This window comes from Pseudomonas sp. M2(2023), from assembly GCF_030263955.1.
Taxonomy (GTDB): domain Bacteria; phylum Pseudomonadota; class Gammaproteobacteria; order Pseudomonadales; family Pseudomonadaceae; genus Aquipseudomonas; species Aquipseudomonas asiatica.
The window spans coordinates 3469064-3480992 of the sequence record NZ_CP127114.1; the positions used below are offsets into that span (position 1 = coordinate 3469064).

Consider the following 11929-nt stretch of genomic DNA (forward strand, 5'->3'; position numbering starts at 1 on the left):
CCGGAGCCGGAATGATGGGGCCTGCACCGGCCCTATCGCCGGCAGCCAGCTCCCACAGTGACAGCACCAGGCCTGCGAGAGCAACTGCCCTGCGCGGTCCATGTGGGAGCCGGCTTGCCGCGATAGGGCTGCACAGCAGCCCCAAGTTCGTCAGGCCGTGGCGCTGACCATTCCGCCCGCGCTGCTGCCACCCTCTTGCTGCAACAACTCCAGTAACTGCGCCGTGGCCGCCATGATCTGCCCGTTGATAGTGGCAATGCTCGCCTGCTTGGCTCCCACCGCAGCCGCCTTGGCAGCCTCGTCCATTTTGCTGTCCATCAATGCAGCAAGCTGCTTCTGCTCCTCGGCCAGCTGCTTCTGCAAATCCTTGATCAACTGACGCAGCTCGGACACGGCCTGTGACTCCCCACTGCCTTCACTGTCCGTGGATTGCGCCTGGCCAGCCCCGCCAACCTTCATGCTGTCGCTACTGATGCTCAAGGGCCCCAGTGCCTCACCAGCCTGTTTCGCCTGCTCGCGATCGGCAGTTGCGTTCGCACTCAGCGTCTGGGCCGAAACGCCGTTGATTATCAAATTGCTTGCTGTTATCCCGCTCATCTCGGTTCCTTGCCTCGAGTTGGCTCCTTGTCGTATCCCCTATCGGCCACCCCTCACAGTTCTTTAGTCCGCTTAAATTCCCCCCCGACTGGCTCGTTCCAACACATGTACTTGCGCAGGAGCCGGAGCCCCGGCGGGCGTCCAAATTCGACCATTCAGGGAATCGCAGCCATGAGCCAGCCCTCACAGCAGGAAACCATCAAAGATCTGATCGGCGTGGGCTTCGGCCCTTCAAACCTGGCCCTGGCCATCGCCCTGGAGGAACTCGCCGAGTCCCAAGGCCATGCCCTCGACGCGCTGTTCATCGACAAGCAGCAGGACTATCGCTGGCACGGCGAAACCCTGGCCACTCAGAGCGAGCTGCAGATCTCGTTCCTCAAGGACTTGGTGTCGCTGCGCAACCCCACCAGCCCCTACAGCTTCGTCAACTACCTGCACCAGAAGCAGCGCCTGGCCGACTTCATCAACCTCGGCACCTTCTACCCGTGCCGCCTCGAGTACAACGACTACCTGCGCTGGGCCGCCGAGCACTTCGCCACCCAGGCGGTTTATGGGGAGGAAGTGCTGCGCATCGAGCCGGACGTGCAGGCGGGCCGGGTCGAGCACCTGCGCCTGGTCTCGCGCGACGCCCAAGGCCGCGAATACAGCCGCCGCACCCGTTCGGTGGTGGTCGGCAGCGGCGGTACGCCCAAAATCCCGGAAAAGTTCGGTGCCTTCAAGGACGACCCGCGGGTATTCCACCACTCCCAGTACCTGAGCAGCCTGAACAAGCTGCCATGCACCGCCGGCAAGCCGATGCGCATTGCCGTGATCGGTTCGGGCCAGAGCGCCGCCGAGGCGTTCATCGACCTCAACGACAGCTACCCGTCGGTCAAGGTCGACATGATCCTGCGTGGCTCGGCGCTCAAGCCTGCCGATGACAGCCCGTTCGTCAACGAGATCTTCTCGCCGGACTACACCGACCTGGTCTACAACGAACCGGCCGACCAGCGCAGCAAGCTGCTGGGCGAATACCACAACACCAACTATTCGGTGGTCGACCTCAACCTGATCGAACGCATCTACGGCATCCTTTACCGGCAGAAGGTCGCCCACCAGTACCGCCACAACGTGCTGTGCCGGCGCCAGGTCGAAGCCGTGGTGGCCACCCGCGAAGGCCTGGAGCTGACACTGCGCGACCTCGCCACCGGCCAGCAGCAGACCCACCGCTACGACGCGGTGATACTCGCCACCGGTTACGAGCGCCGCTCGCACCGTGACCTGCTGGCGCCCCTGGCCGGCTACCTGGAAGATTTCAGCGTCAACCGCAACTACCGCGTGCTGGCCAGCCCCGACCTGCAGGCCTCGGTGTACCTGCAGGGCTTCTGCGAAAACAGCCACGGCCTGAGTGACACCCTGCTCTCGGTGCTGCCGGCGCGCGCTGCGGAAATTGGCCGCGCGCTGTACCAGGACCTGGCGCAGCTGCACGGCAAGCCGCAACCGGCAGTGGCCCTGACCCGCGCCTGATCCCCTGCCCTCAAGGCATGCACAGGTCCTGTAGGAGCGGCCTTGTGTCGCGAAAGGGCTGCAAAGCAGCCCCGGCAATTTGTGCGTCTGCGCTGAAACCCTGGGGCTGCTGCGCAGCCCTTTCGCGACACAAGGCCGCTCCTACAGGGTCGCGCCAGCTTTCAGGCTTCTTTGCCTGAAACATTTGCTTGCATTTAAAACGGCAGGTTTTCGATTCTCATTCGTCCTTATCAATACAGCCCCTCTTTGGCTGGGCACACGCTCGACTCCCCATTGCAGAAGACCGTCAGATGGCCAAATCACCGAAAAAATCCAAATCCAGGCTGTGGTTCCTGGTCCACAGCTGGCTCGCCTTGCCGATCTGGTTCTTTGTCCTGATCGTCTGCTTCACCGGCATGCTCGCGGTGGTCAGCCAGGAAATCGTCTGGCTGGCCGACCCCGCCGTGCGCGCCAACAAGCCCGACGCCGACGCCGAGCGCCTGAGCTTCCAGCAGGTACTGGACGCCATGCACAAGGCCGAGCCGGACATGGTGGTGGAGCGGCTGATCCAGCCCGACGGTTCGCACTTCGCGGTCAAAGCCAATGTCACTCTGCCTGACGGCACCAGCCCGACACTGTATGTAAACCCCTACACCGGTGCCATCCAGGGCAAGACCCCGGACTTCAACTTCGAAGCCTTTACCCGCGCCTTGCACGGCTGGTGGCTGGTGCCGTTCACCAGCGGTTTCAGCTGGGGCTGGTACCTGGTGTCGCTGCTCGGCCTGCCCATGCTGGCTTCACTGGTCACCGGCCTGGTGGTGTACAAGAAGTTCTGGAAGGGCTTCTTCAAGCCGGTGCGCACCGGCCATGGTTCGCGAATTTTCTGGGGCGACCTGCACCGCCTGGCCGGGGTCTGGTCGATCTGGTTCATTGCGGTCATTTCCATCACCGGCACCTGGTTCCTGATCCAGGCAATCCTGGCCGACAACCACATCACCATTTCCAGCCGGCCCATCGTGCCGGTGATCGCCCGTGAGGACGTGCCGCAAACCCCGAATGGCAGCCCGGCAGCGCGCATCGACCTGGATGAAGCGGCACGCATCGCCGGCCTGGCGGTCCCGGGGCTGGAGATCAGCTTCATCTCGCTGCCGGCTACCGCCTACAGCCACATCACCCTGGCCGGACCAGGCTGGTACCCGCTGATGTTCCAGAGCGCCTCGGTGAACCCGTACACGCGTAATGTCGACAGTCAGTTCCTGATCAGCGACCGCTCCGCCCTGGAGTTCGTCACCGAGTCGATGCGCCCGCTGCACACCGGCGATTTCGGCGGCCTGCCGATCAAGCTGGTGTGGTTCTTCTTCGGCCTGGTCCTCACCCTGATGGTGTTCAGCGGTTTGCTGATCTGGACCAAACGCACCGCCCAGGCCACCGCCGCCGCCCTCAAGCGCAGCGAGCGCGCACCGCGCATGGCGCGCCATGAACCCACCGTGGAGATCCGCCCATGAGCCAGGCCCAAGCCGTGACCGTCAGCCCGCTGAAGCAACTGTGGCTGAAGTGGCGTTTTCACTTGAACATCCTGCTGATTCTCATCCCGCTGGGCTTCATGCCCAAGTACTTCGCCGAGGCCAAGCTGTTTCGCGGCGAAGCGGGGCTCGGCGCCAATGTGATCCACGACATCCAGGTCGGCCCCTATACCCTGGACCTGGCCGAGATGCGTGACGAGGCGCCCCGCGCCGATGGCCCGGCCGGCCACTTCAAGGTCTTCAATGCATCGCTGTGCAAGGCCTGCGTCAACGGCGTCAAGGCGGCCTACCTGCGCATCGGCAAACCGCGCAGCCTGCGCGCCGCCGGCACGATTTTCTTCGGTGCGCCGTACAACATGGGCACCTCGTTGCCGATCCCGCCACGCACCAAGCCCGACGCGCAGATCTGGATCACCCTGGAAGGCTGGGACGGCAGCATGCACCAGGCGTCGGTCCCCCTGGCCAAGGCATCGCCAGCCACCGTGGCCTGGCTCGAGAAACAAGGAGGCAAGAAATGAAACACCTGATACGCACCCTCGCCCTGCCCTTGCTGGTGCTGGCCGCCTGCCCGGCCCTGGCGCACAACCCGATGTGCGAGTGTGAAGAGCTGGCTGGCGGCCAGGTCAAGTGCACCGGCGGCTTCTCGGACGGCAGCGGCGCCCCCGGAGTTACCCTGGATGTGATCGGCTACGACGAACAGGTGCTGGTCGGCGGCAAGCTCGGTGATGACTCGACCCTGACCTTCAAGCGCCCGGACGGCGAGTTCTACGTGCTGTTCGATGCCGGCCCCGGGCACGTGGTGGAAGTCGACTACGCCGATATTGCCCAGCCATGAGCCGCGCCCAAGTGATTCGCCCGGCCGGCGCCGGGCACGAAACCCTGTACGTGCTGCTGGTCAGCCTGCTGATCGTGGTACTCGCCACCGGCGTGGTGCTGCTGCGCGGCGAACGCGAGGATGAACAGGCCATCGCCAGCCACCAGATAGACGCCCGTCGCGACCTGACCGCCGCCGAGCAAGGCCTGTACACCGACTTGCGGGTGGCCTTCGACGAAATCCAGCTGCTGCGTGAAGAGAACACCGCTGCGCCCAGCGTACAGGCACTTGCCGAGGAAGGCCTGCCGCCGTTCGTGGTCGATGCCGGCAGCCAGAGCCGCGGCGGCCACCAATGGTCGTGGCTGGAGACCGGGGCCTACCTTGGCCGCAGCCAGGCCCCGGAAGTGGCCGGCAGCCTGCTGCTGATCCTGCCGGCCGACAGCACCGGCCAGGCCGATGTCTGGCTGCGCCGCGACAGCGCCGCCGTGCCCCCGGACGACCTTGGCCAGGCCGCCCTGATCGCCGCCGGCTGGCAGCAGGTGGTCAGCCATTACGACGCCGGGGTCACCCGCGAACACCGTCATTGAACCCAAGGACTTCCCCATGCTCCGCTCCGCCCTCGCCCTGCTCCTGGCCATTGCCCTGCCGGCACAGACCCTGGCCGATAACGGCAAGCCCCTGCGTATCGGCATTACCCTGCACCCCTACTACAGCTATGTGAGCAACATCGTCGGCGACAAGGCCGAAGTGGTGCCGCTGATTCCGGCAGGGTTCAACCCCCATGCCTACGAGCCACGAGCCGAGGACATCAAGCGCATCGGTACCCTGGACGTGGTGGTACTGAACGGCGTCGGCCATGACGATTTCGCCGACCGCATGATCGCCGCCAGCGAGAAGCCCGACATAAACACCATAGAGGCCAACCAGAACGTACCCTTGCTGGCGGCCACCGGCATTGCCGCCCGCGGCGCCGGCAAGGTGGTCAACCCGCACACCTTCCTGTCGATCAGCACCACCATCGCCCAGGTCAACAACATCGCCCGCGAACTGGGCAAGCTCGATCCGGACAACGCCAAGCTGTACACGCAAAACGCCCGCGCCTATGCCAAGCGCCTGCGCGCACTGCGCGCCGAAGCACTGGCCAAGGTCACCGAGGCGCCCAGCGCCACCTTCCGGGTCGCCACCATCCATGCCGCCTACGACTACCTGGTACGTGACTTCGGCCTGGAGGTGACTGCGGTGGTCGAGCCAGCCCATGGCATCGAACCCAGCCCGGCCCAGCTGAAGAAGACCATCGACCAGCTCAAGGCGCTGGACGTGCGGGTGATCTTCTCGGAAATGGACTTCCCGTCGGCCTATGTCGAAACCATCCAGCGTGAATCCGGCGTGCGCCTGTACCCGCTGACGCACATTTCCTACGGCGAATACACCAAGGACAAGTACGAAGTGGAGATGAAGCGCAACCTCGACACCGTGGTCCGCGCCATCCAGGAGAACCGCGCATGACCGCCGCCGCCAACCTGGTGACAGCCTGCGGGCCGCGCATCGAGTTCGCCGGCATCGACCTCACCCTGGGCCGCACCCGCATCCTCGAACAGGTCAGCTTCAACGTCGCCGCCGGCAGCGTGCATGCCATCGTCGGCCCCAACGGCGGTGGCAAGAGTTCGCTGATCAAGACCCTGCTCGGGCAGATGCCGCACCAGGGCCAGCTGACCCTGCACTGGCCCGGCGAACGCGAAGTGATCGGCTATGTGCCGCAGGCGCTGGAATTCGACCGTGGCCTGCCGATGACCGTGGACGATTTCATGGCTGCCATGTGCCAGCGCCGCCCTGCTTTCCTCGGCTTGTCGCATCGCGTGCAGCCGGCCATCGACACAGCCCTGGCGCAGGTCGGCATGCTCGACAAGCGCAAACGGCGCATGGGCGCGCTTTCCGGTGGCGAACGCCAACGCGTGCTGCTGGCCCAGGGCCTGATCCCCGAGCCGCAACTGCTGGTGCTGGACGAACCGATGTCGGCCCTGGATGAAGCCGGCATCCAGGTGTTCGAACAACTGCTGCAGGGTTGGCGCCAGGCCGGCACCACCGTGCTGTGGATCGAACATGACCTGGAAGCCGTGATGCGTCTGGCCGACCGAGTTACCGGCCTGAGCCGCCAGGTACTGTTCGACGCCCCACCCGCCCAGGCCCTTACCCCAGAGCGCCTGCTCGGCCTGTTCTCCGTTCACCCGCGTAGCGAGAGCCTTGCCTGATGAGTTTTGAAATCTTTCGGCAAACGGTCCAGGACTGGGCCAGTGCCGGGTACCTGCCGGAGGCGCTGGCCTACGGCTTCGTGGTCAACGCTTTGCTGGCCGGTTTGATGATCGGCCCGGTGCTGGGCGGCCTGGGTACCCTGGTGGTGGTCAAGCGCTTTGCCTTCTTCTCCGAGGCGGTCGGCCATGCCGCACTGACCGGCGTGGCCATCGGCATCCTGCTGGGCGAGCCCTACACCGGCCCCTACGGCAGCCTGTTCGGCCACTGCCTGCTGTTCGGCATCTTGCTCAACTTCCTGCGCAACCGCACCGGGCTGTCGCCGGACACGCTGATCGGCGTATTCCTGTCGGTGTCGCTGGCGCTGGGCGCCAGCCTGCTGCTGATGCTGGCGGGCAAGATCAACGTGCACATCCTCGAGAACGTGCTGTTCGGCTCGGTGCTGACCGTCAGCGGCCAGGACCTGGTGGTACTGGGCATCGTCGCGGTGCTGGTGCTGGCATTGGCAGTGCCGCTGTACAACCGCATCATGCTGGCCAGTTTCAACCCACAGCTGGCAGCCGTGCGCGGGGTGGCGGTGAAAACCCTGGACTACCTGTTCGTGGTGCTGGTGACCCTGGTCACCGTGGCCTCGGTGAAGGTGATCGGGGCGATCCTCGTCGGGGCACTGCTGGTGATCCCCGCTGCCGCCGCACGCCTGGTCAGCCAGTCGCTGAAGGGCTTTTTCTTCCTGTCGGTGCTGATCGCCACGCTGAGCACGCTGCTGGGCATCCTGCTGCCGATCGTTTTCGACCTGCCGGTGCCGTCCGGCGCCGCGATCATCCTGGTCGCGGGCATCTGCTTCGCCCTGGCGGCGCTGGCCCGCGCCCTCGTCCCCCGCCTGCAAGGAAACCCGGCATGAACCTGAAACGCCTGACCCTGGCGCTGGCCCTGGCCGGCCTGCCGTCGCTGTCTTTCGCCACGCAAGTGCTGACCACCCTGCCCGTCACCCACAGCCTGGCCAGCGCCTTGCTCGAGGGCACCAAGGTGCAGCTCAAGCGTGCAGCACCCGCCAACCTGCCTGCCAGCCGCCAGCCTTCCTATTTCAGCGGTCGCGGTGGCGCCAGCCTGCACAAGGCCGCGCAGCAGGCCGACGCGGTGATCGGCGTGCGCTCGATCTGGCATGACGACCCGCTGTACCCGATGGCCCGGCGTAGCAATATCCGGATCGTCGAAATCGACGCCGCACGGCCAGTGGATGGCGCGCTGCCGGGCATAGCGGTGAGCGGCGACGAGGCCTATGGCGCCTACCCCTGGCTCAACCCGACCAACTTCGGGCGCATGGCCGATGTGGTAGCCAATGACCTGGAGCGCTTGGCGCCGGGCGACAAGGCGCAGATCCAGGGCAACCTGGCCGGGCTCAAACGCCAGTTGCTGGAGCTTTCGGCGAGCAGCCAGACACGCTTGGCCAAGGTCGACAACCTGACGGTGGTGAGCCTGTCGGAACGGCTGGGTTATCTGGCCAGCGGGTTGAACCTGGACATGGTCGAGCAGCCGCTGCCAGCCGAGTGGGATGCGACTGCGCTGAAGGCGCTGGGGTACAACCTGAAGGCGCAGGATGTGGCGCTGGTGCTGGACCATCGGCAGCCGGAAGCGGCTGTAGCCGAGGTGATCAAGGCGTCCGGGGCGAAGCTGGTGGTCGTGGAGAGTGACCCTGAGGATGCACTTGCCGGGTTGAAGGCCAGTGTGGATCAGGTAGTTGCCGCCCTGGGCGAAAGCTGATCAGGCAGGCTGGCACGGTCAATGTGGGAGCGGCCTTGCGTCGCGAAAGGGCCGCATCGCGGCCCCAGGATTTCAGCACAGATGCACAAATTTCTGGGGCTGCTGCGCAGCCCTTTCGCGACGCAAGGCCGCTCCCACAGTTGATCGCGTTGAATGCAGCGCTAGCGCTTCATGCACCGCTGATAACGCTCATCCACCCGCCCGGCAAACCACGCCGTGGTCAGCTTGCGGGTGATCTTCGGGCTTTTCAGCTGGATCCCCGGCAGCACCGCCCGTGGCACCGGCTTGCCGGCCGCTGCATCGGCCAGGGCGAACACCCCGCTGTACAGCTTGCTGTCCTCGAAGGCCAGACTATCGCCCTGCTCCAGCTGGCTGCGAATCTGCGGGTTGCGCAGGCCCAGCTTTCCTCCCAGTTTGCGTGCCGCCTTTTCAGTGGTCCCGGGCATGATCGAGCCCGGCGCCACCAGGTCGCCATCCAGCGCCAGCGTTACTCCCGTCACCTTGCTCAGTGCCGCCTGGAATGCCGCATTGCGGCTTGCGTACCAGCCCGCGTTGAAATCGGCAAAGCGGTACAGCTGGCGATCATAGTTGGTCGAATAGCCTAGCAAGTGGGCGATACCGAAATACATGCCGCCGCGCCGGGTGAACACTTCCTGGCGAATGCTGCCATCATGGCTGTAGGGGTAATCCCGCGCATGCTTTTCGGCAAAGTCGATGCTGACCTGCATCGGCCCACCGGTATGCACCGGGTTCAGCCCGCCCAGCAAGGTCTTGCCCAGCGGCACGCGAGCGATGACTTCGTCGTACAGTTCGCTCAACTGCTTCTCGCTGCGCACCGCCTGCAAACGCTGCTGGTAGCTCTTGCCATTACCCGACGGCGCCTTCAGTGCACCGTCGACCAGCAGCTTGGGGATGTGCAGGCGCGCAGCGCGGCGGTCGATTTCCTCTCGGGCGATACGCCCCAGGTTGGGCACTTGCGGGTCGGCATTGAAGGTCGATTCCTGCTCGGTCACCGCCAGCACCGCGCACAGGTTGCTCTTGCTGGGGGCAATTCGCTGGGCGTCGAACGCCACCTGGATGTCCCGGGCCCAGCCCTCGCGGTCCTTGGCCTGGGCGGGTAACAGCCGCAGCAGTTGGGCGCGGACCTTGGCCGGGTCCGTCTCGGGCGCTTCCTCACGGCGCCCGGCGCAGCCTTGCAGCAGCGCCAGGGCCATCAACCCGGCAGCCAGTAACCGGCCGTTCAGGGCTGTTCACCGACCAGGTAGATCTTGCTGATGTGCCGGAACAGCGGGTGGCTGGCACTGCCCATGAGCTCGAACAGAACCATTTCGCGGGTCACCACCTGCGCCCCCGCGGCCCGCATGCGCGCCAGCCCTGCGGCCTTGCTCGCCGGGGTACGGCTGTCGCAGGCATCCTCGACCACGAACACCTGCTTGCCCAGCGCCAGCAGGCCGAGCACGGTCTGCAGCACACACACGTGGGTTTCCATGCCACAGACAATCACTTGCTCACGCGCCATCAAACTTGCTGGCAGGCACTCGGCGGCCACACAGGAAAAATGGCTTTTCTCCACCACTTCGGCGGCCGGCGCTGCGGCCAGCAGTTCGGCCAGGGTATGGCCCAGGCCCTTGGGGTACTGCTCGGAAATCACCGTCGGCAGTTCCAGCTCGTTCGTCGCTGCCAGCAGCCATCGGGCCCGCGCGCGGGTGCCTTCAGGGTCGCTCATGGCGCCGATGAGTTTTTCCTGGATGTCGACGACCAGCAGCGTGGCCTTGTGGGGATCGATCAGCATTGTCTGCCTCTTGCCTGGGAAAAGGCCTAGCCTCCCCCAGGCAAGCGGTGACGTCAATCAGGCGGACAGCCGAAGCGATTGCAGCGACGCGGTCAGCGCAGCGAGCACCCGGTCTTCATGCTCATGGATGAAGAAGTGGCCGCCTGGGAACATCTGCAGCGAGAACGCCCCGAGGGTTTCCTTGCGCCAGGCCTGCAATTGCTCGTCACTGGCGCGGTCCTGCATGCCGCCCAACACGTGCAGCGGGCACTGCAAGGCCGGCCGCTGGCGGTAGGCGTAGGTACCACACAGCAGGAAGTCGGCGCGCAGGGTGGGCAAGGTCAGGCTCATCAGCTCGGCGTTGGCCAGCACTTCCTCTGGCGTGCCCTGAAGCTCGCGCAACTCGCCGATCAACTCGGCGTCGCTCTTGGGCTCGCGCCAGTTCTTGCCATCGTAGTCCTCGCGCCGGGTCGGTGCTGCGGTGCCGCAGGCGAACAGGGCCAGTGGCGCCGGGCAGCCCAGCGCTTGCAGCTCATGGGCAAGTTCAAATGCCAGCAAGGCGCCCAGGCTATGGCCGAGCAGCGCGTAAGGGGCGCTGGCCGCCAGGCGCTGTTCGGCGGCCAGTTGCCGGGCCAGGGCCTGCATGTCGGTGTGCAGTGGCTCGGCAATGCGCGCGCCACGCCCGGGCAGTTCCACCGGGCGCACCTGCAACCACGTCGGCAGCTTGCGCCGCCAGCGGCTGTAGACCATGGCGCTGGCCCCGGAATACGGCAGGCACAGCAGGTTCAATGCAGTCACTGGGCGGCGGCTTCGGCCATTTTCTGGCGCAGGCTCAGCGGGCGCATGTCGGTCCAGACTTCATCGATGTAGGCCAGGCAGTCCTTCTTCAGGCCGCTCTTGCCTACGGCACGCCAGCCGTTGGGGATGGCTTTGTAGTCGGGCCAGATCGAGTATTGCTCTTCGTGGTTGACCACTACCTGGAACTGGATATCGTCGCGGTCGAAAACGGAAGTCATTGCCTGTCTCCTTGAGTGATGGATGCCGCTGCGCGCCTGGCGCAGGGGGGCTTTCAAGTAGACGTGGCGTGCGGCGAAAAAATTAGTGGGGCTGACGCGGTCTTCAGGTATCCCGCAACAGGTCGTGGGTATCGAGCAAGCGGAAGGCCACCTGCGGATTGCGCTCCAGCCCACGGCGGATCGCCGCCGGGATCGACTGCCGGGTCTTGCGGCATAGGCCTAGCTGATCATCCAGCTCGATGACGATGCCGCGCATGGTGCGCACTTCGTTGAAACCGGGGGCAATGTGCACGCGAATGCCGAGGTTTTCATACATCCGCTGCTGCAGGCGTTGCAGGTCTTCCAGGTCCTTGAGGTTTTCCAGGCGGTCGAGCAGGCGTTTCTCTTCCTGGCGGGTCAGCAGGAGGATGCGCTGAGCGGCCTGCGGGTGATCGACCAAGTGTTCGCGGCCGCAGTCGCAGGCGCCAGGGGGGCAAGGTTGGCGCAGAGGCGGTGTAGTGCTCATGGAGCAATCATAGCCTGTACCGGCCTATTCGCGGGTGAACCCGCTCCTACAGGTCCCCGGTAAAACTTTCCTGCCAGGCAAAAAAAATTCACAAACCTCTAGACCGTCACCCGCCTCTTCGCCTATAAATCGCCTAAAGGAAATTTATATTCCTACCAAGAAATATTTCTTCGCCTCCACGCGAAGCCTCTTTTGCCCTTGTGCCCGACC

Annotated in this window: 15 protein-coding genes; 9 read left to right on the forward strand and 6 right to left on the reverse strand. The window is 65.0% G+C overall.

The features are described 5' to 3' along the window. Positions 1-150 precede the first annotated feature (150 nt). Positions 151-597 carry a hypothetical protein gene (locus tag QN085_RS16000; RefSeq protein WP_013973129.1) on the reverse strand — a complete coding sequence of 149 codons (447 nt, stop codon included), beginning with the start codon at positions 595-597 and terminating at the stop codon, positions 151-153. A gap of 171 nt (positions 598-768) precedes the next feature. Between QN085_RS16000 and QN085_RS16005 the strand changes: the two genes are divergently transcribed. The 9 genes from QN085_RS16005 to QN085_RS16045 all read left to right on the forward strand — a co-directional run bounded on the left by QN085_RS16005 (position 769) and on the right by QN085_RS16045 (position 8427). Beyond that, entirely contained in the window at positions 769-2103 is a 1335-nt protein-coding gene (locus QN085_RS16005) for a lysine N(6)-hydroxylase/L-ornithine N(5)-oxygenase family protein (RefSeq protein ID WP_023662496.1), read from the forward strand. A gap of 290 nt (positions 2104-2393) precedes the next feature. Beyond that, positions 2394-3587, forward strand: coding sequence for a PepSY-associated TM helix domain-containing protein (locus QN085_RS16010; RefSeq protein ID WP_013973131.1), 1194 nt, complete (start codon positions 2394-2396; stop codon positions 3585-3587). After that, complete coding sequence (locus QN085_RS16015) at positions 3584-4123, forward strand: PA2404 family protein (protein WP_013973132.1); 540 nt, start codon at positions 3584-3586, stop codon at positions 4121-4123. Before QN085_RS16010 ends, QN085_RS16015 begins: the two co-directional genes overlap by 4 nt. Further along, a complete protein-coding gene (locus QN085_RS16020) occupies positions 4120-4440 on the forward strand; it encodes a hypothetical protein (RefSeq protein WP_013973133.1) in 321 nt (106 codons plus the stop codon). The genes QN085_RS16015 and QN085_RS16020 overlap by 4 nt, the downstream gene beginning before the upstream one ends. Further along, positions 4437-5006, forward strand: coding sequence for a DUF6162 family protein (locus QN085_RS16025; protein WP_041505860.1), 570 nt, complete (start codon positions 4437-4439; stop codon positions 5004-5006). Before QN085_RS16020 ends, QN085_RS16025 begins: the two co-directional genes overlap by 4 nt. 16 nt (positions 5007-5022) lie before the next feature. Then, the gene (locus tag QN085_RS16030; protein WP_023662805.1) at positions 5023-5925 is read left to right on the forward strand and encodes a metal ABC transporter substrate-binding protein; all 903 of its coding nucleotides are present in this window, start codon (positions 5023-5025) and stop codon (positions 5923-5925) included. Then, positions 5922-6668 (forward strand): metal ABC transporter ATP-binding protein, encoded by a 747-nt coding sequence (locus QN085_RS16035; RefSeq protein WP_041505859.1) that lies wholly within the window; start codon positions 5922-5924, stop codon positions 6666-6668. Before QN085_RS16030 ends, QN085_RS16035 begins: the two co-directional genes overlap by 4 nt. Further along, positions 6668-7567: a metal ABC transporter permease gene (locus QN085_RS16040; protein ID WP_285687285.1), complete on the forward strand. Its 900-nt coding sequence runs from the start codon at positions 6668-6670 to the stop codon at positions 7565-7567. Before QN085_RS16035 ends, QN085_RS16040 begins: the two co-directional genes overlap by 1 nt. Continuing rightward, positions 7564-8427, forward strand: a complete 864-nt coding sequence (locus QN085_RS16045) for a metal ABC transporter solute-binding protein, Zn/Mn family (RefSeq protein WP_023662803.1) — start codon at positions 7564-7566, stop codon at positions 8425-8427. Before QN085_RS16040 ends, QN085_RS16045 begins: the two co-directional genes overlap by 4 nt. 161 nt (positions 8428-8588) lie before the next feature. Here the strand turns inward: QN085_RS16045 and QN085_RS16050 are convergent, their stop codons facing one another. From QN085_RS16050 to QN085_RS16070, 5 genes are all read right to left on the reverse strand, one after another. After that, on the reverse strand, positions 8589-9641 hold the full coding sequence (locus QN085_RS16050) for a DUF1615 domain-containing protein (RefSeq protein ID WP_024087350.1): 1053 nt from the start codon (positions 9639-9641) through the stop codon (positions 8589-8591). 26 nt (positions 9642-9667) lie between these two features. Then, a complete protein-coding gene (locus tag QN085_RS16055; RefSeq protein WP_023662802.1) occupies positions 9668-10219 on the reverse strand; it encodes a hydrolase in 552 nt (183 codons plus the stop codon). 57 nt (positions 10220-10276) lie between these two features. Next, positions 10277-10996 carry a thioesterase II family protein gene (locus tag QN085_RS16060; protein WP_041505858.1) on the reverse strand — a complete coding sequence of 240 codons (720 nt, stop codon included), beginning with the start codon at positions 10994-10996 and terminating at the stop codon, positions 10277-10279. Continuing rightward, the gene (locus tag QN085_RS16065) at positions 10993-11214 is read right to left on the reverse strand and encodes an MbtH family protein (RefSeq protein ID WP_003256222.1); all 222 of its coding nucleotides are present in this window, start codon (positions 11212-11214) and stop codon (positions 10993-10995) included. Before QN085_RS16065 ends, QN085_RS16060 begins: the two co-directional genes overlap by 4 nt. A gap of 103 nt (positions 11215-11317) precedes the next feature. After that, the gene (locus tag QN085_RS16070; protein WP_023662857.1) at positions 11318-11719 is read right to left on the reverse strand and encodes a hypothetical protein; all 402 of its coding nucleotides are present in this window, start codon (positions 11717-11719) and stop codon (positions 11318-11320) included. Positions 11720-11929: the final 210 nt, after the last annotated feature.